General features: G+C 52.2%; 21 protein-coding genes. 6 read left to right on the forward strand and 15 right to left on the reverse strand.

What is annotated here, in order from left to right; genetic code table 11:
• Positions 1-137 precede the first annotated feature (137 nt).
• The 7 genes from arnF to arnB are packed head-to-tail and all read right to left on the reverse strand — an operon-like array spanning position 138 to position 7,486.
• Positions 138-503, reverse strand: a complete 366-nt coding sequence (arnF, locus tag ACR6AS_RS19150; protein WP_434163511.1) for a 4-amino-4-deoxy-L-arabinose-phosphoundecaprenol flippase subunit ArnF — start codon at positions 501-503, stop codon at positions 138-140.
• Positions 500-820, reverse strand: coding sequence for a 4-amino-4-deoxy-L-arabinose-phosphoundecaprenol flippase subunit ArnE (gene arnE / locus ACR6AS_RS19155; protein WP_367396402.1), 321 nt, complete (start codon positions 818-820; stop codon positions 500-502). Before arnE ends, arnF begins: the two co-directional genes overlap by 4 nt.
• Positions 820-2,487 (reverse strand): lipid IV(A) 4-amino-4-deoxy-L-arabinosyltransferase, encoded by a 1,668-nt coding sequence (gene arnT / locus ACR6AS_RS19160; RefSeq protein WP_367396391.1) that lies wholly within the window; start codon positions 2,485-2,487, stop codon positions 820-822. Before arnT ends, arnE begins: the two co-directional genes overlap by 1 nt.
• Complete coding sequence (gene arnD / locus ACR6AS_RS19165) at positions 2,487-3,389, reverse strand: 4-deoxy-4-formamido-L-arabinose-phosphoundecaprenol deformylase (protein WP_111138297.1); 903 nt, start codon at positions 3,387-3,389, stop codon at positions 2,487-2,489. Before arnD ends, arnT begins: the two co-directional genes overlap by 1 nt.
• On the reverse strand, positions 3,389-5,368 hold the full coding sequence (gene arnA / locus ACR6AS_RS19170; protein WP_418804143.1) for a bifunctional UDP-4-amino-4-deoxy-L-arabinose formyltransferase/UDP-glucuronic acid oxidase ArnA: 1,980 nt from the start codon (positions 5,366-5,368) through the stop codon (positions 3,389-3,391). The genes arnD and arnA overlap by 1 nt, the downstream gene beginning before the upstream one ends.
• Positions 5,365-6,348, reverse strand: a complete 984-nt coding sequence (gene arnC / locus ACR6AS_RS19175) for an undecaprenyl-phosphate 4-deoxy-4-formamido-L-arabinose transferase (protein ID WP_111138295.1) — start codon at positions 6,346-6,348, stop codon at positions 5,365-5,367. Before arnC ends, arnA begins: the two co-directional genes overlap by 4 nt.
• A gap of 1 nt (position 6,349) precedes the next feature.
• Complete coding sequence (gene arnB, locus ACR6AS_RS19180) at positions 6,350-7,486, reverse strand: UDP-4-amino-4-deoxy-L-arabinose aminotransferase (RefSeq protein ID WP_434163512.1); 1,137 nt, start codon at positions 7,484-7,486, stop codon at positions 6,350-6,352.
• Positions 7,487-8,181: 695 nt separating this feature from the next.
• Between arnB and ACR6AS_RS19185 the strand changes: the two genes are divergently transcribed.
• Positions 8,182-8,763, forward strand: a complete 582-nt coding sequence (locus ACR6AS_RS19185; protein ID WP_111138362.1) for a YceI family protein — start codon at positions 8,182-8,184, stop codon at positions 8,761-8,763.
• A 13-nt stretch (positions 8,764-8,776) separates the two neighbouring features.
• Here the strand turns inward: ACR6AS_RS19185 and ACR6AS_RS19190 are convergent, their stop codons facing one another.
• From ACR6AS_RS19190 to ACR6AS_RS19200, 3 genes are all read right to left on the reverse strand, one after another.
• Entirely contained in the window at positions 8,777-9,556 is a 780-nt protein-coding gene (locus ACR6AS_RS19190; RefSeq protein ID WP_434163513.1) for an anti-sigma factor family protein, read from the reverse strand.
• On the reverse strand, positions 9,553-10,002 hold the full coding sequence (locus tag ACR6AS_RS19195; RefSeq protein ID WP_233498939.1) for a sigma-70 family RNA polymerase sigma factor: 450 nt from the start codon (positions 10,000-10,002) through the stop codon (positions 9,553-9,555). Before ACR6AS_RS19195 ends, ACR6AS_RS19190 begins: the two co-directional genes overlap by 4 nt.
• An 87-nt stretch (positions 10,003-10,089) precedes the next feature.
• Positions 10,090-10,626 carry a tetratricopeptide repeat protein gene (locus ACR6AS_RS19200; protein ID WP_111138291.1) on the reverse strand — a complete coding sequence of 179 codons (537 nt, stop codon included), beginning with the start codon at positions 10,624-10,626 and terminating at the stop codon, positions 10,090-10,092.
• Positions 10,627-11,383: 757 nt separating this feature from the next.
• Between ACR6AS_RS19200 and ACR6AS_RS19205 the strand changes: the two genes are divergently transcribed.
• Positions 11,384-11,797, forward strand: coding sequence for a PACE efflux transporter (locus ACR6AS_RS19205; protein ID WP_233498944.1), 414 nt, complete (start codon positions 11,384-11,386; stop codon positions 11,795-11,797).
• Positions 11,798-12,049: 252 nt separating this feature from the next.
• Entirely contained in the window at positions 12,050-12,253 is a 204-nt protein-coding gene (locus ACR6AS_RS19210; protein WP_111138289.1) for an Hha/YmoA family nucleoid-associated regulatory protein, read from the forward strand.
• 74 nt (positions 12,254-12,327) lie between these two features.
• Here ACR6AS_RS19210 and ACR6AS_RS19215 read toward each other — a convergent pair whose 3' ends face one another.
• From ACR6AS_RS19215 to ACR6AS_RS19235, 5 genes are all read right to left on the reverse strand, one after another.
• Entirely contained in the window at positions 12,328-16,473 is a 4,146-nt protein-coding gene (locus ACR6AS_RS19215) for a S6 family peptidase (RefSeq protein ID WP_434163514.1), read from the reverse strand.
• A gap of 594 nt (positions 16,474-17,067) precedes the next feature.
• A complete protein-coding gene (locus ACR6AS_RS19220) occupies positions 17,068-17,316 on the reverse strand; it encodes a putative hemolysin (protein ID WP_434163515.1) in 249 nt (82 codons plus the stop codon).
• 518 nt (positions 17,317-17,834) lie between these two features.
• Positions 17,835-18,020 (reverse strand): hypothetical protein, encoded by a 186-nt coding sequence (locus ACR6AS_RS19225; protein WP_367396386.1) that lies wholly within the window; start codon positions 18,018-18,020, stop codon positions 17,835-17,837.
• Between the two features lie 78 nt (positions 18,021-18,098).
• Complete coding sequence (locus tag ACR6AS_RS19230; RefSeq protein ID WP_111138286.1) at positions 18,099-18,734, reverse strand: helix-turn-helix transcriptional regulator; 636 nt, start codon at positions 18,732-18,734, stop codon at positions 18,099-18,101.
• Positions 18,735-18,768: 34 nt separating this feature from the next.
• Positions 18,769-19,359 (reverse strand): transcriptional regulator, encoded by a 591-nt coding sequence (locus tag ACR6AS_RS19235; RefSeq protein WP_111138285.1) that lies wholly within the window; start codon positions 19,357-19,359, stop codon positions 18,769-18,771.
• A 1,534-nt stretch (positions 19,360-20,893) separates the two neighbouring features.
• Between ACR6AS_RS19235 and ACR6AS_RS19240 the strand changes: the two genes are divergently transcribed.
• The 3 genes from ACR6AS_RS19240 to ACR6AS_RS19250 all read left to right on the forward strand — a co-directional run bounded on the left by ACR6AS_RS19240 (position 20,894) and on the right by ACR6AS_RS19250 (position 24,861).
• On the forward strand, positions 20,894-21,442 hold the full coding sequence (locus ACR6AS_RS19240; protein WP_111138284.1) for a fimbrial protein: 549 nt from the start codon (positions 20,894-20,896) through the stop codon (positions 21,440-21,442).
• Between the two features lie 118 nt (positions 21,443-21,560).
• The gene (locus tag ACR6AS_RS19245; RefSeq protein WP_111138283.1) at positions 21,561-22,298 is read left to right on the forward strand and encodes a fimbria/pilus periplasmic chaperone; all 738 of its coding nucleotides are present in this window, start codon (positions 21,561-21,563) and stop codon (positions 22,296-22,298) included.
• Complete coding sequence (locus ACR6AS_RS19250) at positions 22,276-24,861, forward strand: fimbrial outer membrane usher protein (RefSeq protein ID WP_434163516.1); 2,586 nt, start codon at positions 22,276-22,278, stop codon at positions 24,859-24,861. The genes ACR6AS_RS19245 and ACR6AS_RS19250 overlap by 23 nt, the downstream gene beginning before the upstream one ends.
• The last annotated feature ends 9 nt before the right edge of the window (positions 24,862-24,870 follow it).

A 24,870-nucleotide genomic window follows, 5' to 3' on the forward strand; every position in this document is an offset into this window, starting at 1 on the left:
TATCAATCTATTTAAAACGATAATAAAAAGGATATTTATCATGAAAACGCTAATTACTCTATCAGAAAAGCGTTAATGACCGATCGGAAACGATAACAGAAAGTGAAAACAGTGCGAAAATATTAACCCGTCCTCCGTCAGGGTTTAATTACGATGCAGAGCAGGCCAGCGACAATCATCACCACACCGGCCAGACTCTGCCAGCTGAAAGCCTCCTGAAACACCGGCAGGCTGACAGCCACCAGCCACACCAGTACGTAGCTGAGACTCAGCAGCGGATAGACCCGGTTGAGGGGGAAAAAGTGCAGCGCCCGGATCCAGCAGAGCATCGAGACACCATAAGCCCCCAGCCCGGCCAGCAGCATCAGGGCGGGCAGGATAGCCACCGCAGGCAGCGACAGGAGGTTGCTGACATCGGGCAGCCGCGGCATCGCCCAGCGCATCATTAACTGCGCGGCGGAAACCAGCAACACGCTACAGGCCACCCATCCATACCCTTTCATAGCTGACTCGCCATCAGTGCCACTCCGGTAACCACCAGCAACGTGCCCGCGATCTGGCGCAGCGTCAGCCGCTCGCGCCAGATAAAGCGTCCGGCCAGCGCGACGAAAATGAAATTAAGGCTCAGCATCGGATAGGCCTGGCTGACCGGCACCTGCTGCAGCACCCGCAGCCAGAGAAGCATGGCAACACCTAACAGCAGCACGCTGAGGGCAATCCAGCTTAAGCGCCCCTGGCGTGACAGCATATGGGTCGCCTGCTTCTGGCAGAGCTGGGCGCTGCAACTGAGCAGGCTGACCAGCACAATCAGCAGCAGCATCATTTCATCTGGCTATAGTAGAGGCCAACCAGCCTGCCCTGACGATACACCGCATCCGGCACCGGGACCTCCTCGCCGATATCGCTGTGAACTGAATCGACCAGCAGCAGCAGTGACACGCTGCCCAGACGGCGATGCTCGTCCAGCCAGTGGCTGAAGTCCGCCGCAGAAACGAAGCGGGATTGCGCATCAGGATAGCTCAGCCCATATTCCAGCTCGCCTCTGGCGTCATAGAAACCGATATCGCTGCGGTGCAGATGCCACGCTGCGGCAGAGGCCACACCGGGGTTATCCGCGAGGATAAAGCGGCTGGCCGCCAGGCGATCACTCATAGCTGAGACAAAGCTCTGCGGTTGCTTAGCGTCGCGGATTTTTGCCGGGATAGCAGAGCCGATTAACAGCGCCACACCCAGCGGGCAAAGCGCCGACGCCAGCCAGCGGTGCCGGGAAGATCGGCAGCTGTACGCGCCCACCGCGCCCCAGACCAGAAACGCCAGTGCCGCCAGTCCCAGCTTGAGTTTCTCCTGCGGGGCGAACAGCGGATGATGTGTCAGACTCCAGGGGGCCAGCACCAGCAGGACCGTCGCCACGGTCAGAATGCCAAAAATCAGGTTAATCCAGCCGTTGACGGTTAATGCCCGCCCTGCCCGTTGTGCCGTGTTCAGACCATAGTGCGCCATCAGCAGCGACAGCGGCACAAAACAGGGCAGGATATAGGTCGGCAGCTTGCCTTTTGCCAGGCTGAAGAAGAGCAGCGGCATCACCGTCCAGCTCAGCAGATAGAGCGCGCCAGGGTGCTGCTGACGCTGACGCCAGCCGATCATTAACGCACCAGGCAGCAGGGCCAGCCACGGCAGCGTGCCGAGCAGCAGAATCGGCAGGTAATACCAGAAAGGCGCTTTATGCTGCGCATTCTCCTCTGCAAAGCGCTGAATATGCTCCACCCAGAAGAAGTAGTGCCAGAAATCGGGTGCCTGATGATGGATAGCCAGCGCCCAGGGAGCGCTGATCGCCGCTGCCGAGAGCAGCGCCAGCGGACCATAGCAGAAGAGTTCCCGCAGCCGCTGCCGCCAGATTGTCCAGGGCAGGATCGCCAGAACCGGCACCACCAGCGCCAGAAAACCTTTGGTCATAAAGCCCATGCCGCAGGCGAGGCCCAGCAGCAGATACCCCCCCGCGCGCCGGGCGCGGCCGCTGGCCTCCGTCGCCAGCCAGAAGCTGCACATCGCCGCTGCCAGCCAGAGCATCAGCATGGGATCAAGCACCGCATAAGTGCCGACACCGTAGACCAGCAGCGAACTGAGGAATATCACGCTGCCGACTACGGCGGTGCGTGCAGAACCAAACAGCCGCCTGCCGAGCCAGTAAATCAGTAGCGCGGTGACCGTCGTGGAGACGATCGATCCCGCCCGCACACCAAAATTGTTATGGCCAAACAGCCATTGTCCCAGCGAGTTGATCCAGTAACCGGCCACCGGTTTTTCGAAGTAACGCAGGCCGAAGAAGTGTGGCGTGATCCAGTTTCCGCTTGCCAGCATCTCCCGGCTGATCTCCGCATAGCGGGTCTCATCGGGCTGCCAGAGATCGCGGAACATCGGCGGGAGCAGGTAATAAAGGATAAAAAAGCTGAAAAAAAGTAACCACGTCGTGTTGTTACGTATCCGCACTAGTTCGCCTCTTCAGTGAGTTTCTGACAACCCAGCCACCCTTCCCGGCCGGCGATTTCTCCTCTGACAACCCGGCCCAGCGGCAGGGTGTTCAGATCGGCGGGCAGCAGCTCGCTTAACGGGCAGAACTGAATGCCGTGGCGGGCCGCCGCCGTCAGCAGCCGGTCAAAGTCCGGGGCGCCGATAATGCCTTCCACTTCAGCATGGATGGTGTAAACCGCCCCCTCATCCGCAGCCAGCATCTTCGCCAGAATATAGTCGTTGTAGCCTTCTGCGCTGACCTCGCGGCCAACCACTTCATCCCATGTCGGCAGCGTCACCGGGATCTGAACAGTGCCGATCTGTCCGTCCGGCAGCAGGGGCCGGAAGGGGCCGGTGCCGCGACAGTCGCTGTTATAGTGGAAGCAGAAATCCTGCTTAGCCGCGAGCACCCGGCCATCGGCGCGCCAGCCGGCCACCGCCGAGCAGCTGACCGGATGGCCCAGGATCTCACTCAGCGTCTCCGTTCCACGCGCGATCTGCTCAACCAGCTTATCCTGCGGCCAGACACCCGCCCACGTCTGCCAGGCAAAATGGTCCCAGGCGTGCAGCCCCATCTCGTGATAGCGGGCGGTATCCTGAATGATATGCCGCAGGCCGCGTCCCATCTGCTTGCCTGGCCAGGCCGTTCCGGCGAGCAGAATGTCCCAGCCATAGAGCGATGCTGCGCGGGAGCGCAGCATCTTGATGAGGAAAGCCGGTTTGATCAGCCGCCAGAGATGGCGGCCCATGTTGTCCGGCCCGACGCTGAAGAAAAAGCTGGCCCGCACCGCATGACGCTGAAACAGCGCCAGCAGCGTCGGCACACCCTGCTGCGTGCCGCGCCAGGTATCTACGTCAATCCGCAGACCAATCTTTTTCATCACTTGTCAGCCTGTTGCTCAATGGTACGCAGGAAGAAGTCCAGCGTATTGTCGATCGTGACATCCATCGTGACGGTTGGCGTCCAGCCGAGTAAGCGGCGGGCGTTGCGGATAGCCGGTTTACGGTGCTCCACATCCTGGTAGCCTTTGCCGTAGTAGCTGCTGCTCTCCACTTCGCGGAAGCCGGCAAACGGCGGGAACTGACTGCGCAGCGGATGACGCTCGAAGCTCGACAGCAGCTGCTCGGCCAGCTCTTTGATACTGGCTTCGTTGTCCGGATTACCGATGTTGATGATCTGTCCGTCACAGTTCTGCTGCTTGTTTTCGATGATGCGGAACAGCGCTTCCACGCCATCCCGGATATCGGTGAAGCAGCGCTTCTGTTTGCCGCCATCAATCAGCTTGATGGGCGAGCCTTCCACCAGATTCAGGATCAGCTGCGTAATCGCGCGGGAACTGCCGATGCGCGCCGCATTGAGGTTATCCAGACGCGGCCCCATCCAGTTGAAAGGACGGAACAGGGTAAAACGCAGCCCCTCTTTTTCGCCGTAGGCCCAGATGACGCGGTCCAGCAGCTGTTTGGAAACCGAATAGATCCAGCGCTGCTTGTTAATCGGCCCCACCACCAGGTTAGAGGTGTCCTCATCGAAGCTGTCGTCCGTACACATGCCGTACACCTCAGAGGTGGACGGGAAAATGATACGCTTCTGGTACTTCACACAGTCGCGGATGATTTTCAGGTTCTCTTCGAAGTCGAGCTCAAAGACGCGCAGCGGATTACGGGTGTATTCGATCGGCGTGGCGATCGCCACCAGCGGCAGAATGACGTCACATTTTTTGATGTGATACTCAATCCATTCTGAGTGGATCGCGATATCCCCTTCCACAAAGTGGAAGCGCGGGTGATCGAGGAAGCGGCTGATGGCGTCGGAGCTGATATCCAGCCCGTAGACCTCAAAATGCTCATCCTGCAGCAGTCGCTCTGTAAGATGGTTGCCGATAAAGCCGTTGACGCCCAGGATCAGAACACGGGTACGACGCTGCAGAACGGATTGCGGTTTGGAATAGAGCAGCGCGCCCGGCACCATGCCTAGGCTCTGCGCCAGCTGGCTGCCGTTCATGTACACGCCATGCTCAGACTGCCCGGTCAGGATTTCAAGCGCGCCCTCACCGCAGGCGATCAGGAACGGCTGTTTAGAGATCACCGTGCCAGGCTTCGCCTGATGCTGCTGAGGATGAACCTGGCTCTTCCAGACGATAAATTTGACCGAACCGGCAAAGGCGAACGCGCCAGGCCAGGGATCGGTGACCGCTCTGACCAGATTGTGGATGGCTTCGGCGGGCTGATTCCAGTCGATACGGCCATCTTCTGCCGTACGACGACCCACGCGGGTCGCCTGGCTCTCATCCTGCGCCCACTCTGCGACGTCTCCCTGACGCAGGCGAGGCAGCACGTCGTCCAGCAACTGCTCCGCAGCCTGGGTCAGTTTACGGTGCAGCGTCAGCGCGTTGTCCTGCTCCGCAATGGCAACCTTCTGCTGAGCCAGAATATTCCCGGCATCGGCACGCTTCACCATGCGATGCAGCGTCACGCCCGTTTCGCGCTCGCCGTTCACCAGCGCCCAGTTCAGCGGAGCGCGGCCACGGTATTTCGGCAGCAGCGAGCCGTGCAGGTTAAAGGCCCCTTTTTCAGCACATTGCAGGATCTCATCGCTCAGCAGATTGCGATAGTAAAAGGAGAAGATCATCTCTGGCGCCATCGTGCGGATGCGGTCGAGCCAGATCGGATGATTTGCCTCGTCCGGTGCGTAGACCGGAATGCCGTGCTCTGCCGCCAGACGCGCTACCGAGCCGAAGAACGGATTTTCGGTCGCCACATCGTTGTGCGTAAAAATGGCGGTGATCTCGTAGCCTGCTTTCAGCAGTGCATTGATGCCGACACAGCCCATGTCGTGATAGGCGAAAACGAGGGTCTTCATGATTGAGTATCCTGTACTGAAGGCTCTTCAGGAGCCTGAACAATGCGTTGAACGAAATAGCGCGGACGCGCGCGAACATCGTTATAAATGCGCCCGATGTACTCCCCGAGCAGTCCCATACCCACAAACTGGGCGCCGATAAACATGAACAGCACAGCGAACAGGACGAAGACACCATCCCCCGCCCACGCCGCACCAAAGAAGAGTCGCAGGACGAGCAGCACCAGCGAGAAAGCGAAACCGGAGAGGGCGATCAGGCTGCCGACCACGCTGAGCAATCGCAGCGGCGTGGTGGTCAGACAGGTCACCAGGTCGTACATCAGGTTGATGAGCCGCATAAAACTGTATTTCGAGTCACCAAAGGCGCGCTCGGCATGGATCACCGGCAGCTCAATCGTGTGACGGGCGAAAGTGTTGGCCAGAATCGGGATGAAGGTGCTGCGTTCATGGCAGTTCAGCATCGCATCGACGATGTGGCGGCGATAGGCGCGCAGCATGCAGCCGTAATCACCCATCGCTTTGCCGGTCACGCGCTGAATTAACCGGTTGAGCGTGCGCGAGGCCTTACGACGGAACCAGGTGTCCTGGCGCTGCTGCCGGACAGTGCCCACCACGTCATACCCCTGACAGGCGGCCTCGACCAGACGCGGGATCTCTTCCGGCGGATTCTGCAGGTCGGCATCGAGCGTAATGATCAGATCGCCGCGAACCTGGCTGAATCCGGCCATGATGGCGGAGTGCTGACCGTAGTTACGGTTGAGCAGCACGCCCTTTATCCGGCTATCGGGTACAGTGGCAGCCTGTTCGATCAGTTCGGCTGAACGGTCGCTGCTGCCGTCATCCACCAGCAGAATTTCATACGCCAGGTCGAGGGTGTCGCAGGCGGCGCCGGTGCGCTGTAACAGCTCCGGCAGACTCTCTTCTTCGTTGTAGACCGGGATCACCACGGAAAGCATATTAATAGGTTGAATATCGCGCATCTCAGGCTCCGGCAATGTCATGCAGAGCCTGAATCACACGCTCAACATCCTGATCCGTCATGGACGGGAACAGCGGGATCGAACACATCTGCTGACTGTTGCGTTCGCTGGAGGGCAGCGACAGATCCGGATAGTGGTTGCGGTAATATTTATGGGTATGAGCGGCACGGAAATGCAGACCGCTGCCGATGTTTCGCGCTTTCAGCGCCTGCATCAGCGCATCGCGTGACAGGCCGCAACGCTGTTCATCTGCCCGGATAATAAACAGATGCCACGCATGCTCATGGGGCCAGTCGGGCAGTGACAGCGGCGTAAACGGCAGCGTGCGCAGCGCAGCCAGATAGCGTTCCGCAATCTCGCGACGGCGGGCGATAAAGCCCGGCAGTTTCTGCAGCTGCACCAGCGCGATCGCCGCGCTGATATCCGGCAGATTGTATTTGAAGCCCGGCATCATCACTTCCGCCTGCGGCAGCCGTCCCTGAGTCTGGCGATCGAAGGCATCGACCGCCAGGCCATGAAATTTCAGACTGCGAATGCGATCGGCGAGCGCGGCGTTATCCGTCACCACTAGGCCGCCTTCTGCGCAGGTGATGTTTTTGATGGCGTGAAAAGAGAATATCGCCGTGCCGCGATAGCCTATCGGCTGGCCATGATAGGTGGTGCCCACGGCGTGGGCGGCATCCTCAATAATGGCGATGCCATGCTGTTCAGCCAGCGCATAAATCGGGTCGAGATCGGCGGGGGCACCGGCATAATGCACCGGAATAATGGCGCGCGTCCGGGGGGTAATTGCCTGTGCAATCTGTTCCGGCGTCACCATCAGGTTGTCAGGATCGACATCAATCATAACCGGTGTGGCGCCGAGTAGCGTAATCAGGTTCAGGGTAGAGACCCAGGTCATGGAGGGGGTGATCACTTCATCGCCCGGCCCGATTCCCATGGCCATCAGCGTGACATGCATCCCCGCCGTGGCAGAGCTCACCGCAATGGCGTGCTGATTGCCGGTCAGCAGAACAAAAGCCTGCTCCAGTTCGGCGCATTTTGCTCCGGTGGTAATCCATCCCGACTCAAATACGGCCTTAACCGCAGCCAGCTCTTCATCACCGAACGAAGGGCGGGAAAAGGGCAAAAAATCCATGCTAAAACTCCTGCAGATCAAACCTATAAACTGTCGCGCGTTTTAATCAGGCACAACGCCGGAAAAAGGATTCAAATAGCGGTTTATTTACGCCCGGCAATTGTATTATCAAGCTCATACATCCCCGTTATGGAATTGAGGTTACCGAACTGCTAATACAAACTACCGCACGAAAGTTAACTGAACATTAAATGGATAGCGTGTATAACAATAAAATCAATGGGAAGTACATCAGGGATTTTCGAAAAAGTTCACTCACAGATTGCAGATAATCCCGCTTATCACCACTCTTTTTGTTTTATTGATAATGTGTTTATAAATCAGCAGATTTTACCGGTAACAGCCGCCGGAAAGGTGGCAGACGAAAAAGACCGCACCCGATACCGTGTTTCAGGTCACTGATTTTTATACGCCTGTCTGTGCCGGTGAGTCGCAACATGAGCGCCGGAAAGCAGCAGCATCGTGTGTGCCCGAAAGCCCCCCTTTAATACAAACGTCTTAATATAATCTTAATATTTACGATTATTCTTTTTATGACCTCACATGCATCGTCATTTTCTGGTGAAATGAGATGCCTCTCAGTTAATATCTTTCCAGTAAAATGTACCCGCAACGTAAAAACAGTGCTAAAAAATTGAATAGAATCGCGGAGTCAGGCGTTAACGTTGGGTCTGCCAGAAAAAGAGAAAATAGTGATGATACGTGCCGCCTGTTTATGCGCTCTGCTTGCCCTGTTAAGCCCGGTGATTTATGCCGCACCGAGGACCTATGCCATTATTCCGGATAAAACAACCATTGGTCTTTCCTGGCGTGCTTTCGGTCACGATTTTTCGCAGGCCAGGCTGCAGGGTGTAACCGGAACCGTGATACTCAATCCGGATGACGACCGTGATAACCATGTCGAAGTGAGTATTCCGGTCGGCACGCTGGTGGCGTCTAACAGCCTGCTCACCTGGCAGCTGAAGAGCGATCTGTTTTTTGATGCGGAGCACTATCCGCAGATTCACTTCGTCAGCAGCCGCGTCGTCGCGCTGGGTGGCGGTCAGTACCGGATTTTTGGCGTGCTGACGGTGAAAGATGTCAGCCGGCCGGTGATGATGCTCGCCTCGCTCGACAGCGGTGAGGCGATCGATCCGGCTTCACGCGCACTGGCTCTGCACGCATCGACCGCGATCTCCCGCACCGCGTTCCGGGTAGATCGGCTGGTCGGGGTGGTCGATGACCGGGTGAACATTGCGCTGGCGATTGCCGCGCAGGTAAACGCCCCGCTCCGCTGAAGGCGCAGCCAGACTAGGCGAGCGCGGCCTGCAGGGTGGTAGCGATGGCCGCCAGCTGGTGAGCCGGATTGCGGCCAATCAGCACATACTGGAAGCCATTCCGGTTCCACCAGGCCAGCGCCATTCCATGCCGCTGTTCACGCGCAATCGCCTCCCGGCCATGCGGGGTTGGTGAGATACAGAGCGCCATCGGGCCGTAATCCGCGTGCAGCCAGGCGATCTGCGCGATTGATGTCCGTTCATAGCGCAGGATCCTGACCATTTTCAGTTCAGCCCCCGGCAGGCGCAGCTGCTGCGGGTGCAGCTGTAAGCCTAAATCGAGCCGGGTCCGGTCCAGCCCCTTCTGCAACAGGGCGCCATCATCCGGCAGATCGGCCAGCGTTTCAGCACTGTAAAGCGACATATAGCGCGCTTCCAGATCGCGGATATTCTGGCTTTCATCTTCCCTCTCTTCGCCCGGTCTGGCCAGCAGACCGATGCCGCTGCCCACCAGCAGAAAACTCAGTGAAGCGGCAATCAGGGCGCGGCGGCTATAGGTTCTGGCAGGTGCCGGTGGCATGATGGCCGCCAGTCGTTCGGCCATTCTGGCCTGTGGCGCCTGCTCCAGCAGCGGGACAAATGCCTGCCCGAAGTCGAGGCTGCTTTGCCGGAACTGCTCAACCCGCCGGATCAGTTCGGGATCACCAGCCAGTGCCTGTTCAAACTGTCCGGCTTCCTGCGGCGTCATCTCACCATCCAGCCAGGCGACAATGGCTTCATCGCGCCAGGGTGGCGTAAACGTTTCTCTGCTCATCGCCGTTTCTCCAGCGGTGCGGGCGCGATCGACGGCTGCCTGGCCAGTGTGGCCCGGGCGGCGGCCAGACGGCTCATAATGGTGCCAATCGGGACGCAGAGCGTTTCTGCCGCCTCCTGATAGGTCAGTCCTTCAACGTAAACCAGAAACAGCGCATTACGCTGCGCCTCCGGTAAGGTGTTAACCTGCTGCATAATGCGCCTGAACTGGCGGTTATCATCGCTGAGAGCGTGGGTGTCACTGGCCAGCAGTACATCGGGGTCGGCAAATCCCTGCCCCTGGCGGACCTTTCGCGCCCGCAGATCGCTGATCCAGATGGAGTGAAGGATTGAGAAGAGCCATCGATCCATGCGGGTGCCTGGCGTGAACTGCGCGCTGCGTTCCAGCGCGCGTACGCAGGTTGACTGCACCAGCTCTTCTGCCAGGTCACGATCGTGTGACAGCACATAGCCGTAACGCCAGAGCCGGGTCAGGTGCTCTGCGAGATGGTGACGGATGTCGCTGTGAGTGATTTTACGCTCCTCCCTGCCAGATCAGACCTCAGGATGGCCCTGAATGGCGGCCTGCAGATCGCGATACTCCTCGCACTCTGTGCCACAGATGCCGGCAATCGTTTTCAGCTGCTCGCGCGCCAGATCCGGACGCCCTTTGATCAGCCAGGCTTCACCCAGATATTCACGCACCTTAGCGTAACGGGGATCGAGTGCAATTGCGCGCTGATAATAGCCTATTCCTTCATCCGTGCGCCCCAGCTTACGGGTGGCATAGCCACGATAGTTCCACGCTTCACGGGTATCGGGATTTTTCAGCGTATCCAGCAGGTTCAGCGCCGCCTGATACTCACCCTTTTTCGCCAGATGATACGCGTAGCGCGTTTTATCGCTGTCACTCAGCCTGCTGGTCTTTTCGGGCACGCAGCTTTTAGTCTGACTGTCATAGACCTGGCCTTTAGGGCAATCGGGCGTTTTTTTCTCGCTGTCGTTATCGCCCATCGCCATGCTCAGCGGCGCGTGCAGCATCAGTAACAGTGCCGGGACAGCAAACAGAGAAATACCAGAGCGCGTTGTCATCATTTATCCTCATCGGGGCTGTGGGGCAGACGCTGACGCCTGCCGGATACCGTGCGCGGTTGCAGCACTCTGTAGTAAACAGCTCAGCAGCGATTTCTATTCGATAAAAACAGCACTATTTTTTTCAGCCTGCCTGGCCCGACTGCAATTGCCCTTCTTCTGGCAGAAGGCCATGCGTGAGAAACCGCTTCAGTTCAACGACCTCAGGGCTGACGTATCCGTCCCTGCCGCAGGCTGAGCGCCGTTCAGCGTGTCGTTATACAGCGCCCTGACACCGCTCATTCAACATTTAAAACTAAATTATTTGTAAATTTCAAAATATAAATCTATATGCAGTCCCATTGATATTTTAAAGTTTCACCGTAAGTGCAGCCTGTTATTATTTTTCTGAATATGAGAGGACAAAGACGTGCAGATGCCTGAAGCGACGTTTGCCTGCCGTGCCGATTACCGATAAATCAGCCGACCAGGAACATGGCGTTGTGATTGCCCGGACGACGAAAGATTACTCCGTCATTAAAAATTGGCGGCTATAAAAGTTGATAAATACTAATCAGAATCGCGATTTTAAGGGCGATCCCCCCCCGGCCTTTCACATTCAGAAAAGGCGATGCTACATTCTCACCGTTTTGAAACAACGGTATTCGGGGTGTCTGTACAGCGTCATGTGACCACCGGGTTATTCTGCAACGCCGGGCATCCGTCGCAGAACCTGACTGATTTTTGAGAGTCTGATTTGGAATACGAGTCATTGCCGGTGCGTACCCGAACGGAAAGAGTGCTGTACGCGGTTATTTTTGAAGTCGTCGCTAATATTCTGGTTTTTATTATTCTGATGATCTGGGCCTCGGCTGCGCCTGCACAGTCAGCACTATTAACCCTGGCCTCATCTACGCTGGCGATGGGATGGAACTATCTGTTCAACCTGATGTTTGACAGCGTTCAGTTGCGAGTCGGATTTAAAAAAAACGGCTGGATACGCTGCCTGCATGCCGTTTTGTTTGAGGCGGGGCTGCTATGGGTGTTAATCCCCTTTGCCGCATGGTGGCTGGATATTTCGCTGCTCGCTGCGCTGAAACTGGAATGTGGCCTTGTGATCTTTTTTCTGGTTTATACGTGGCTGTTTACTCTGTTATGGGACTATGGTCGTGCTGCGCGCAGCAGAAGCTAGCCGCTTCAGGCCTGCGAATTACGCTTAGCTTCGATGAGTAAATATGAATTCACACTCTTCCATCTGATCGTTTCATTGAGATCTAAAAGGCAATCACAGACATCTGATGCCTTAATGGTGAGAGTGAACAGAAATATCGGCTGTCAGGAGTCACATTATTTTCTGATGGTTTAGATATTACCGCGAGTCAGCTTAGCCAAAGTGAAGACCGCGCTTCAGCTCATTTCTACAGGTTAAATTCAGCAAAATTTTATGAATAAAGTCTATTATCTGAATAAATTAAGAAATTGCCCGTCAACCGATATTCTGGAGATCGTAACCAGTTACATGCGGAAAAAACTGCCTTCTGATGATCTCTCCTCTTTCGAAGGGGCGTATGATCATCGCAAAGCGGAACTGATTATGAATGAGACTTACAGCGAAGTGCCGGCTGAAGTATGGCGGCTGGTGTGCTGAGTAGGGGTTGCGCTGCATAAAAAAACAGAGCATCACGCTGAACAGCGGTGATGCTCTGTGTTTAAAGCGCGGTATCAGAAATGCCAGGCCAGACCGACCTGACCGCTGTAATCCGTCTTAAATGTTCCGCCAAAACTGCTCTCAATGCTGGTGATGAGCGAGAGGCCAGGCGCAATCGCTCCCTGCACTCTCACGCTGCTGCGATAACGGTTGTCAGACCAGGCGCTGTAGTGACGGGTTGATTGCCGGTCCGAGAGCGTGGTGGTCGAACCGTTTTTGCCCGGTGAATATTGATACTCAATACTCGCGCTCAGATTGATCGCTGGCATCCAGGAACCCAGTCCGTGTTTTTGCGCCATAATCCCGGTTGTGGTGAAATAAGGCGTTGATGAACTTAGCGAAACATCGGCATCTTTGCCTTTGAGCGTATAGCCGGACATCACACCGCCACTGACGCCCACGTAAGGTGAAATAAACAACGTATCGCCAGCCAGCCCGAACCGGTAGCCGCTGCGCAGACTGCCAGCGAGCATATGGCTCTCTTTCCTGATGCCGCTGATGTTCAGCGTCGGATCCAGCGATAACGTCTGGCCGAGATAGAGATAGCGACTGGCCGCATCGATAAATCCCCCGCTATCAGACTGCCAGGCATAATAGAGGCCGACTGTACCCAGCCGGTGTTTTTCATGGCCCTGCCCTTTCACCTCACCGTGGGTGTAGCTGGCGCTGATACCTGCAGTCTGCGTCTCACTGCGGGTATCCCAGCCGATATTCAGGGTCTGCTGAGGGGTTTCCAGCCCGAGAAAGCGGCCTTTCCGCTGTTCAATAGAAGCCCATGAACCTGGGCTGTCTGGTGAGGCGCGCAGAGTGTCGGTGCGTTTATGTAACTGGCTGACAGCTTCGTTAAATATGTACTGACGTGATGCCATCAGGGCACGCGTGCGCTGGATCAGTGGCTGATTATCGTAAATAGTGAACCAGTCATCCGGGTTAAAAGCCGCTTTCCGTGCTTCCTCTTCGGCTTTTTTCCGGGCTTCCGCTTCTGCTTTTGCTTTCTCATTAGCTTCGGCTTTTTCTTTTGTTTCTGCCTCACCTTTCGCCTTTTCTTCAGCGTTTACTGCAGCTCCGGCTTCGGTGTTTTCGGCGGCATTCGCATTCTCAGCCTCCTGGTTTTCTGCTGGTGAAGAGGGAGCGTCAGGATCAGCCGTGACGTCCGGTGCAGGGGTCGCTTCGGGCTCCGGTGCTGGCTCAGGGGTTACCTCAGGCACTGGCTCAGGCGCTGGTTCTGGTTCAGGCGCTGGCTCCGGGATCGGTTCGGGCGCGGGCGTTGGTTCCGGCGCTGGCTCTGGTACCGGGGTCGGTTCGGGCTCGGGGGCTGGCACTGGCTCAGGCGCGGGCGTCGGTTCCGGCGCTGGCTCTGGTAACGGAGTCGGTTCGGGCACGGGGGCTGGTTCAGGTTCTGCCGCTTTGTTACTTTTGAGCACCCACTTCACCCGGTCGCTTTCCTCTTTCACCTGATAATTGGGCGTGTAAATGCTAAAACCGCTGTAACGGTCTGCAAAAGCGAAGTAACTGTGCGGAGTGCCCGCCGGTGCATCGACCATCACCAAATCCTGCGTCAGTGCAACCTGCTCTTCGTTGCCAATCAGCAGACTGACATCCAGCAGATTGTCGCTGCCTGTCGCCTTATGGTTAATGGTGAGCCTGTCGCTTTCCAGCGCAGACGGTTTAACGCCTAACGCCAGGTTCATCCCGGTCGCATCCAGCGTGTCGACGTTCAGATTTTTAGCGTACCAGTTACCCTCAGGCACCATGGAAAGCGTCGACCCGCGCTTCGCCAGTAACGAGGTGACATGACTGTTGCCTGTCATCATCCAGTTGGCATTTGCATCCATTGTCATCATGCTACTGCTGGCACCGGTCACGGCACCCTGGTAGTTCACTTTACCCAGGTAGAGTGACGCGTTGTTGCCCAACGTAACATCGCCGTCGACTTCACTGGCGGGCAGCTTTGCCAGTGCATCTGCATGGCGGACTGGCTGACTACAGCTGACATCACTCGTATAAATCACGGAATAGCAGCGCCAGCTTTTCTCCACCTTCCGCTGACTGTCGTTATAACCAAAAGAGAGCGTGGCTGCGTCCGCCGCAGTGACATTCGCTTTAACCCCCGCATACTCTCCTACCTGAAGATGAGCGCCTGCCCCCACATTGATATGATCGGCGGCAAACAGGGAGGTGTCCCAGTCATCATCAATGACGACGCCGTTTGCATGCGGAACCGGCTGACCGGAGAGAATCGCCGTGCCATTCTTAACATCAAGAATGCCATTCAAATTCATTCCGCCCGTCAGCGCCAGAAGCGCGGTAGTATTGCGCGGCATGATATTAACGTTCATGACGCCATTAAGCCTCTTTTTCAGCGTCTCACCCAGAAAGCCGCGGAATACCTGAACATTCAACTGTGTCAGCCGATGATCGATGGCCTTATCAGGATCGGTGCCGAGATAAGTCCAGGTAGACGTCGACGATTTATCCGTGGGGTAATACCAGTATGATGTTTTATTTAACTGAAAATACTCGGTTTCTTTGGTGTAGGGATTGTTATACACATAGATGGAACCGGGTGTACCTTTAGGATTACTACTCTGAAAGGTGTTAAAGGGGACGTCTGCCGCGCTGTATCCCGTAATGTTTAGGGTGGATGAGGAATCGCTATGGTTAACCAGCCTGGCGCCATCATCGGTATGGTTGATTTTTTTAACGCTGACTGTGTTGCCGTTCAAATCCAGGCGGCCACCACGATAACCAAAATAGATTTTATCGACAGAAATCTGACCCGGATCATTCAGCACAACAGTAGGCCGACCGCTGACCACGGTTATCGAAGAGAAAGTCCTTTTTTTGCCTTTGGCATCGGCACGCTGATCCAGAATCACGGTCCCATCACCCACGTTCAGCGAGCCCGGGTTTATTCCTTCGGCATTCACATGCAGAGTGCCCGCGCCGATTTTATGCAGGGAGTCGCCGGCTAATCCATTAACCTGCCACAGAACTTTTTTATCCTTATCCACGTCCACACCACCGCCTGCCCAGGTAGCATTGATGCCTTCGGCTGAGGTCAGCGTGTAATCATTCGAAAACTGTAATTTACCCGCACCCAGGTTTACCGGCGTGTTCAGTGAAATCACGCCACCTGCCCCATTGAACCGGAGATCTTTAGTCGCATCCAGTTCACTGAGGGTGGCGACAGAAGGCGCTGAACTTTCATACTTCTTAGCCAGTCCCTGCCATGTCCAGCTCTTCGCGTCCTGCGTAATAGCATCGCTGCCCCAGTTGATGAGCGCGTGGGGATCGCTGTCCGTCACATCTGGTGAGGTATTAGCGGTCTGAACGGAATTGACAAAATCTCCCTGAATATAAATGGCTGTTGCACGCTTTAAGTAGAGGCCGGCATCTCTGTCATAGCCCTGATGCACCGCGACAAGCTTCCACTGCTTTTCAACAGAATCGTACGCAAAAACCGGGCTGCCGCTATCGCCGCCATTGGCACCGATAGAGAGCGGTGTCGTGTCGGGATCGTCAGGTCCCAGATTGTAGTAGCGCAACACGCTGTTATTAGAAGTTTCGCGTACGCTCTCCGGGCTGATTGTGCCGCCTGACTTCCATTTATAGGCATTAGCCAGATGCACACGTTCTGTCTGGTCATCGTTAATCTGTTCCTGTGTTCCTGTGCCCAGGCGTGTATACCAGGCGTAGCGTGATTTGAAATCGGTCCGAAAGTCCGCTTCTGCGGCATAGTTATAGGGAACCGCCTCCGTTACCACCTTATTCAGACGCGGTACATGAAAATCTTTTGCACTGTCCTCATTGCGATTGATTAGCTTATATGTGGTGCTGTACGAAGCTCCATTGCCAAATGATACCGTTTTATAGCCGGTATTATGTTTCACACTGACGATATAAGAAGGAGAGATCAGGGTGGCATACCCTAAACTGGCGACCCCGCCAAAGTCCGGCATGGGAAAATCAAGAGTGCCAGAGAGAGAGCCCTTCTTGTTGTAGACGGGGATATTCTCCATGCCGACTCTATATTTTCCCAGGTTTTCAGCAAAATCACGATACTGCTGAACATCAATATTGTTGAGCATGATGCCAGCATAAGATTTGGTGCAGATAAAGAAGGTGCAGCAGATCGCTGCGCTTCCAAAGTATCTCAATGGTTCGCCCCCATAAAAATCTTATCTTTTAAGAAATTCCTTAATTAATTGAATTCTTAATTCGGGGCAATACTTAAATTATCGCAAACGCTCTTTATAAATTGATGCAAATCAAAGAACACACTTTCAGCCCTTTAAAAGAGCAACTAAAATATTGTTTTACAAGCAAATATAAATAAAAAATCAAATCGGCACAGATATAAATATTTAATAAAAAATCAAAAGCAGTACTTAAAAGGCAATGTCAGATGAGCTTTAAATAAATCAGAGAAAACATCTGATGCTAAAAAAATTATTATTATTCGGTGTAAATGTCCTGGCCCACCCGGAGCTTATATCCCGGAGGATGAGTCTGAATCTGATCAGACAAAAAAGCGCCAGCCTTCATCATCAGGTTACGCTGGCATCAGGCCAGCCGGATAGCATAGATCCGGCGTCCTGTTTTTCTGACTTCTGAGCTGTAGATCAGGTGGGGGTATCAGACTCCAGATCAGGGCTGACCGTGCGCTAGCAGTTTTTATTGATGCGGAGAATAAGAGCAGTGTGCTGAAGAGATCCCGCTCGCGGGCAACAGACAGAGACAGAGCCTGGGAGTTATTGCGGATGATCACGATGGAACAGCGCCCACTGCTCAACGCGTTCACCACCAGGCAGCAGACAGTAGTGTGTACTATCACTATCACCTTGTGCTGATGACTGTATCAGCTCTCCGCCGCGCTGGAGGCACCACACGCTGGCCGGATTACGCATTGCCAGTCTCTGTTGTCCGTCGCTGTGCGGTGCACAAGCCTGAAGGATAAGCACCATCAGCGAAAGAGTGATTAACCTGATACCTGTTTGCATAGAAGCCTCTTAGTCAGCATAAACCTGAATCGTAAAGCAGAAATTAACTGTCCTGCCAACACTGACGATCGTGAAACCGTCCAATGCCGGGAACTACAATAGCCAGCATTTTATTTTCAGCGCATGACAGGCCCCTCAGCTTTATCTTAAATCAAGCATAAGACATTACGTTTAAACAGCCATTTAACAGGGCTATTTTAATTTTATTACCCAATAGATATCCGGCCCAGCCGTCCATTAATAACAAAATGATACTGAACATTCACAAACTTAATCAGAAAATTCGACATCAGCCCGGCTGCCATAACCGGAATTGCATTATGGCAAAGAGCAGCTCTGCCATGCGTTGCAATTCTGTTGCGGGCACTCAGACAAATCAGCGCATCAAATCGCGGTCATTATCCTCATGGTTTTAGCTGGAAAGGGTAAAAGCCAGCAGCGCTGGCTTTTGGTTATCGGCTCGCAGGCGTCAACCTGCGATATAACTCTGCTCCTGCTCACTCATCAGGCAATACAAGTTAAGAGTGATTTTTCCAGTAAACTTCATGCTGCGTTGAGGCAGAAGGATGCTGCTCAGCCGCAGATGAGAAATAATTACCGTAGATATAGCTAAAAAGTAAAAAAACAATGCCCAGCAGAATGCCAGTAACAATACCAAAAGGAAAAATCAGCGTCCTGTTTCCTTTCTGTTCCTTTTTACTCATGAAAAGATTCCGGTTATAACTGTAAAATTTTTGTTACTTATAGCGCAACGCTTGTCATTAGAGATGACTGTCCTTAATTTACACTTCAGTTGAGCAGATCACGCCTTTATAAAGCTCAAGAAGAGAGATGTCGTTAATAAACGCATTGAACTCCATGTCTCCGCGAAGAGAAAACTTTTTCATCACATTATATTTATGTGCGTAGATGGTCTTGGCAGACAGATCCAGACGCTTTGCAGTCTGCCTTACACTGTAGCCTTTCTTCAAAAAACTCAGCACCTGCAGCTGAACGACAGTTATTCGGGCAAAATCACAATGCACACAGTCTGATGGCTCAAAACCCCGCACCCTATCCTGCAGATTAAGCCAGGCATGCAATAGCTTTCCTGCTATTTTTTTTACCGGGTCAAGACGAGAGACCACAACAAGAGATCGATAACATAAAGGGAGCTGTTCCATAATAATATCTTCAGACTCATCGACAAAAACTATTATGATGCTACCGGGTTTGCGATCACGATATGCTGGCTGGCACATATAAAGACGCCATTGCGAAACGTTGATCAGGATAAAATCTGCTTTCTCCAGACACTGTCTGTCAGATCCTGATAAAAATTTCACTTTAGCATCAGACTGAAGTGCCTCCTCAATTACTTTTGAAATGCCTAGTCTGAAGAAGTAGTTCTCATCTGTACAAAAAACTTTAAAATCCATTTTTTCCCTTAGGCATCTCAAAAATAAAATATCATCAGGTGAATTTTCCGTTGATCAAAACCAGCTCACCTTTTTCTTTCAGTTCTTTCAACACTCTGCAAATGGAGCTTTTCGAAAGATGCGAACTGTGCTCTATCAGATACAGCGCTGAGAAACGTTTCTTAAGATGTGGTGGCAGCTTTTTCCATCGACCAATTAAAGAAACAACCTCATCGTGTGAATTACCTTTTGGTAATTGGATGTAGCTCATCAGGTCTGAATATTGCCCCGACAGAATAGACATAGCATCATTGAAAATGTCTTTTTCAAAAATCAGACGCCAGAAGACATCATAATCAATGTAACTGATCTTACCGTAATCAATCCTTTCAAGATAAACCGGCGGCTCATCCAGCGCTGGCGTAACGCCCACAACAAAGGGAGCAGACAGGATATTCAGAACCTTATTTTCACCTTTTATTTTGAGCAAAAAATCGCCATCAAGAATGAACATAACACGCCGTACATTATCTTTTGTTAAATGATAACGGCGCTTACCTCGTGAAATCTCATCCGGATTGGCAACCTGTGCATATTCTGCTAAGGCACTGATAACTCGCTCATGATTTTCAGTCACTCTATACATAATAATCAACTCAATCTGACTAATACAAAATCAGTATTAGGAATAAATTTAATAAAATCTGTTTGTAATAGTGTCTTCTTTCGCCTGGTGTACTGCAAAGCTTTACTCGCCTCCAAAGTTCGAGCAAAATAACGTTGTTATGGGTTTCACTATAATAAAACCACTGCAGTAAAATTCAATACCACAAACAGGCAAAAAGGAAGCCGATAAAACCAACAATCGACATATCAACCAGATTTTACACCTTATAAAAATCAATTAATCAGCATATCAATCCAGGATGTGGCGACTTACTGATAGTGTTATAATTATTTTCTAAAAAAGGGAATATATCATTACCATTTGCAATCCAATGTTATAATACTGCTAATTTAGCCCTCCTTACCTGAAAAAAAATCCTTAGTCTGTTTTTATAAAGAAATGATTATTACCATATCGGAACCATTGTTAACTCTCTTCGTGAAAATAAAAAAACGCCTTACATCTTTTGTGAGAAGAATTAAAACACAACGATGTCAATCTGGACATTTAAATTGCAATTAACCATTTAATTAGTTTTTTATGCTGCTTAAAATAATATTTATACTTCTTTACTCCAGAGATGAGCCGCGCGTTTTGTCGCAGGATGGGGCCAGTACCTGCCATCCATGGTGGTTTCATACCCCCATGTTATTTAAGAAGAGTCTGGATCTTCTGGCAGCCAGCTTTATAGACCACTCGCTCTATGCGTTAACATCGTCGTTTGTTGATAACGCACGACGAAAACTGGCCTTACTGACTGAATTTTTCGATAACTATAAAGGCAGCGATAGCCTTCAGAACCCTGTCATTTTCTCACTATTGATTAATGCCTGACTTTAACGCTCTCGTATGCAGCTATCCTGCTCTTACGTTTTTCACATTCCACAGTGTCGGGAAACAGACCTGAGGTTGCTTATGGATAGAACAGAGCTCTTACTCTGAATAAGTCCGGGAAACCTTCAGGTAAAAGCAGGTCATCAGGTAAAAACCCTTATCTAACACTCTTCATTTGAGGATCATTACTGCATACATGCCCCGCTGTTACACCACGCCAGACAGAAAAAGCGCATCAGCGATTGACGCAGTTAGTATAGATTTCGGATGCGTTTTTTATTTCATCTATTACAAAAATAAAACTGGCCGTTCTGATTAACCTGCCAGGACCTTAAAGAAAATAATTCTGCAATATGCATACTTTTTCTTAACTTCCTATCTATTTTTGTAATGCGACCGAATCCCCAACCTGATACTGATTTCTTTCATCAATAAAACAGAGAGTTACCCCACCGCTGACAATCAACAAATAAACAGCAATAATGACTACATGGATTACAAAATAGGAAGCTTTAAAATGTGAACGGGTTGAATTAAGGATTGTTAAGATTACTTCATAAGCACCACAGCATACCTGGCCTTATCCTTCGCTCGCTGGAATAATTTTTATCCTGGCGGTTAGCGTGCGTTGTTAATTCGCATTGTTATAAACAGTCCAATTTAATAGGGAAATTTCATAATGAAAAAACTGGCTTTTTTATCCGCATCTTTAATGTCTGTTCTGTTTGCGTCTCAGGCATATGCAGTTTCAAATAATACTATCACCTTCCAGGGTGAAGTTACGTCCGAAACCTGCTCTGTAACAGTAAATGGTAATACCGCGAAACCTACGGTGCTGCTGCCGTCTGTTAATGTTTCAGCGCTGGATGCCAGCGGTAAAGTTGCAGGTCAGACTACGTTTGATATCGGTGTAACAGGTTGTACGGGAAGTGAGACAACAAGCACTGTCATCTCAACCGTATTCACCGGCAACAACGTGAGCGAGAAAGGTAACCTGAGCAACCTGGCTGCAACGGATGCGGCCGATAATGTTGAAATCCAGATTCTGGACACCAAAGGCACAGAAATTAACTTTAATGACGGTGCCTTCACGGGTGCTGGCGATCTGACTCTGGCTGCCGGTAAGAAAGATGCATCCGCAACCTATACAGCACAATACTACGCAACCGACGTTGCCACTGCCGGTGCGGTTGAAGCCACCATGCAGTACGCTGTTAGCTACAACTAATAATTATAGCCGCAGGGATGAAGATTTCTTCTGAAATATCCCGGATTAAATCGGGCCAGGGAAGGCCCACTTTTTCTGTTTGTCCAGGGTTGGCATTAAATTTTCATGGATAGCTATTATGTCTCGATTACTTAATAAAGATTCGTCATTTTGCCAGATTTGGGTTCTTTTGTTTTCTTTGCTTATTTGCCAGTCGGTGTATGGAAGTGTCGTCATGACAGGGTCGCGCGTAATTTATCCTTCAGAAGCAAAGTCTGTCGATGTCCAGTTAAGAAATAATGATGACTTCCCTTATATCATCCAGGCATGGTTTGACAGTGGTGACAATAAATCCACACCGGCAACGGGTAAGGCCCCGTTTGTTGTAGCACCGCCTGCTTTCAGGATTGCGCAAAAAGAGGGGCAGGTATTGCGTATTTTCTTTACCGGTGAAAAAGGCTTACCTCAGGATCGGGAATCTATTTTTTACTTTAACTTTCTCCAGGTCCCACCGGGTAATGTTGCGGGTGACAAAGGAAATCAAATGGTGGTTATGCTGAAAAACAGAATGAAACTGTTTTACCGCCCCGCCTCACTTAAAAGTAATCCAAAAAAAATATTTGACTATTTAACGTTCAGCAATATTTCATCATCCGGCATCCGTATTACCAATAACTCACCTTACTACGTTTCACTGAGCAAGGTTGCAGTCAGAGGGGCAGTAGCTAAAAAAGAACCCCCTATGCTCGCCCCGTTTACAACAACCGAAGTGGCATTGAAGGAAGGTAAGGCAAAACGTAGCGCCCAGGGAATTGAAATCGGTTTAATTAATGATTATGGGGCAGTGGTGACGCATGAATATCCAATTCAACACTAAAAAAACAGGATTTCGCCTGGCTGTCATCAGTTGCCTTGTTAAAGTCTCAGTGTTAACTCAGCATGTGCATGCTGAAGAATACCGTTTTGACAGTAATTTGCTGGCGGGTTCCGGCTTCTCGGAAGGCGTTGATCTTGAGCAATTCAATGAAAAACAGACCATCATCCCTGAAGGTCAGCAGATCCTTGATATCAGTCTGAACGGTACGATCATTAAGAGCCAGGTGCCGGTGAATTTCCGTAAAAAGAAAGCCGCCGACAAAAGTGCCCAGCCCTGCATTGATGCGGATATGAAAAAATTGCTTCAGCTGAAATCCGGGCTGCCAGAATCCGCTAATAATCAGTGTCTGTTACTTTCGGATCTGACTAAGCAGGGAAAATGGAATATCAAACAGTCCACGCTGACGCTCAACTTCCTGATCCCTCAGATCTTACTCAATCATCAGCCTCGTGACTATATTCCTGTTTCTGAGTGGGATGCCGGTACCCCACTGGTATTTTTACGCCATAACACAAGCTTTACGCGTAATATCCGTCGGGATACTCACTATAACTATTTATGGAGCCTGATTAACGCAGGCGGCAATCTCGGCATGTGGCAACTGCGCCATCAGGCTAATATGCGCTATATGGAGAGCAATTCCGGCAGTGCTCAGTACAAGTGGAACTCAGTACGCACCTGGGTACAGCGTCCATTGCCAGCTCTGTCCAGCGAACTCATGGTCGGCGATACTTTTACTGACGGTTCCATGTTCGGATCGATCTCTTTTAACGGGGTAAAACTCGCTACCGATCAACGCATGTGGCCGCAGGGTCGTCGTGGGTATGCGCCAGAAGTACGTGGCGTGGCGGCCAGTGATGCCCGTGTTCTGATAAGCCAGGCGGGTAATGTAATCTATGAAACCCAGGTGCCACCCGGACCGTTCCTGATTAACGATCTTTACAACACCCGCAGTCAGGGTGATCTGAAAGTCCAGATCATCGAAGCCGACGGCAAATCTTCATTTTTCACTGTGCCCTACGCTGCCGTTCCTGACTCAATGCGTCCGGGTAATGTGAGTTATCAGTTTGCCGCAGGTAAAGTCAGGAATTATTACGCCGTCCAGAACGCCTTCACGGAGGGTGTGCTGCAGTATGGTCTCAGCAACAGTTTCACTTATAACACCGGGGCGCGCCTTGCCAGTAATTATCAGGCATGGCTGCTGGGCGGCGTATACGCCTCCGAATTGGGTGCCCTGTCGTTAAACACCACCTGGTCGCACGCAAGGGTAGAAAATGATCTGACCCGAAGTGGCTGGCGCGCAGAAGCGTCATACAGCAAAACCTTCTCCACCAATACCAATCTGGTTCTGGCAGCCTATCGCTACTCCACCTCGGGCTATCGTGATCTTGAAGATGTACTGGGCATACGGCGCCAGCAGAAGAGTGGAACACATTACTACTCCGATACGCTTAAACAGCGTAACCGCTTTACGGCGACCGTCAGTCAGAACATGGCTGATTACGGCACCTTAGCACTGAGCGGAAGCAGCACTGATTATTACAACAATCGTTCACGTATCAGCGAATTACAGCTTTCCTATAACAATATGTGGCGTTCGGTAAGTTACAGCATCAACGCCGGAAGACAGCGCTCAAGCTGGAACAGCAACGATTTGTATAGCGTAAAGGATAGCGACTACGATTCAGGCCGTTATCAGAAATATACGGAGAACGTCGTCTCTGTCGGTATCTCCATCCCACTCGACTGGCGCGATAGCCGCTCAACCATCGCGCTGGATATGACGCGGGATAAAAATACCACGTCAGCAATGACCACGCTGTCAGGTTCGGCAGGTGAAAACAGTGACTTTACTTATGCACTCTATGCCGGTTACGACCGCTATCGTGATGACGCTCAGCGTAAAGACCATGACATGCGCTGGGGAAGTAACGTACAGGAACGCACGCGGGTGGGGACACTTCGCGCTTCCTATGCCCGCGGTGATAATTATCACCAGCTCGGTCTGGGCACGGCGGGTACCCTCGCGCTTCATGGCGGCGGCGTAACCTATGGCCCCTACGCCAGCGACACGTTTGCGCTGGTCGAGGCTAAAGGTGCCAGCGGCGCTCGCGTCAACAATGCGCAGGGGGCAAAAATCGATCCCTTCGGCTATGCCATCGTGCCTTCTCTGGCTCCCTATCGCCATAACACCATCAGCCTGGACAGCAACTCAATGTCCAGAGACGTCGAACTCGAAGGCGGCAATGTACGCGTCGTGCCGGTATTTGGCGGCGTACCAAAAGTGACATTCAAAACGCTGAGCGGTTCACCCGCCCTGATTTCGGCCACCCTGCATGATGGCATGCCCCTGCCGATGGGCGCTGAAGTCAAAGACAGCCAGGGCAACAGCATTGGAATGGCCGGTCAAAATGGTCAGATCTACGCCCGACTTCCTGATGCGTCTGGCACGCTGTTTGTGAGCTGGGGCAGCGGCAGGAAATGCCGCATCAACTACCAGTTACCGTCCGGAAAAGTGAGTGATGGCAGCTTCGTGCGTTTGAACGGCGTCTGCATCAAGTGAACTTCTTTC

The sequence above is a fragment of the Pantoea phosphatilytica genome, from assembly GCF_051025615.1.
Lineage (GTDB): Bacteria > Pseudomonadota > Gammaproteobacteria > Enterobacterales > Enterobacteriaceae > Pantoea.

Excerpts from the sequence above, each read along its gene's own strand:
- ACR6AS_RS19240 (WP_111138284.1), top strand. The coding sequence starts at position 20,894 with ATGAAAAAACTGGCTTTTTTATCCGCATCTTTAATGTCTGTTCTGTTT.
- arnD (WP_111138297.1), bottom strand. The coding sequence starts at position 3,389 with ATGAAAAAGATTGGTCTGCGGATTGACGTAGATACCTGGCGCGGCACG.
- ACR6AS_RS19210 (WP_111138289.1), top strand. The coding sequence starts at position 12,050 with ATGAATAAAGTCTATTATCTGAATAAATTAAGAAATTGCCCGTCAACC.
- ACR6AS_RS19225 (WP_367396386.1), bottom strand. The coding sequence starts at position 18,020 with ATGAGTAAAAAGGAACAGAAAGGAAACAGGACGCTGATTTTTCCTTTT.
- ACR6AS_RS19235 (WP_111138285.1), bottom strand. The coding sequence starts at position 19,359 with ATGTATAGAGTGACTGAAAATCATGAGCGAGTTATCAGTGCCTTAGCA.
- arnB (WP_434163512.1), bottom strand. The coding sequence starts at position 7,486 with ATGGATTTTTTGCCCTTTTCCCGCCCTTCGTTCGGTGATGAAGAGCTG.
- arnF (WP_434163511.1), bottom strand. The coding sequence starts at position 503 with ATGAAAGGGTATGGATGGGTGGCCTGTAGCGTGTTGCTGGTTTCCGCC.
- arnC (WP_111138295.1), bottom strand. The coding sequence starts at position 6,348 with ATGCGCGATATTCAACCTATTAATATGCTTTCCGTGGTGATCCCGGTC.
- ACR6AS_RS19190 (WP_434163513.1), bottom strand. The coding sequence starts at position 9,556 with ATGAGCAGAGAAACGTTTACGCCACCCTGGCGCGATGAAGCCATTGTC.
- ACR6AS_RS19200 (WP_111138291.1), bottom strand. The coding sequence starts at position 10,626 with ATGACAACGCGCTCTGGTATTTCTCTGTTTGCTGTCCCGGCACTGTTA.
- ACR6AS_RS19250 (WP_434163516.1), top strand. The coding sequence starts at position 22,276 with ATGAATATCCAATTCAACACTAAAAAAACAGGATTTCGCCTGGCTGTC.
- ACR6AS_RS19220 (WP_434163515.1), bottom strand. The coding sequence starts at position 17,316 with ATGCAAACAGGTATCAGGTTAATCACTCTTTCGCTGATGGTGCTTATC.
- arnA (WP_418804143.1), bottom strand. The coding sequence starts at position 5,368 with ATGAAGACCCTCGTTTTCGCCTATCACGACATGGGCTGTGTCGGCATC.
- arnE (WP_367396402.1), bottom strand. The coding sequence starts at position 820 with ATGCTGCTGCTGATTGTGCTGGTCAGCCTGCTCAGTTGCAGCGCCCAG.
- ACR6AS_RS19185 (WP_111138362.1), top strand. The coding sequence starts at position 8,182 with ATGATACGTGCCGCCTGTTTATGCGCTCTGCTTGCCCTGTTAAGCCCG.
- ACR6AS_RS19245 (WP_111138283.1), top strand. The coding sequence starts at position 21,561 with ATGTCTCGATTACTTAATAAAGATTCGTCATTTTGCCAGATTTGGGTT.
- ACR6AS_RS19230 (WP_111138286.1), bottom strand. The coding sequence starts at position 18,734 with ATGGATTTTAAAGTTTTTTGTACAGATGAGAACTACTTCTTCAGACTA.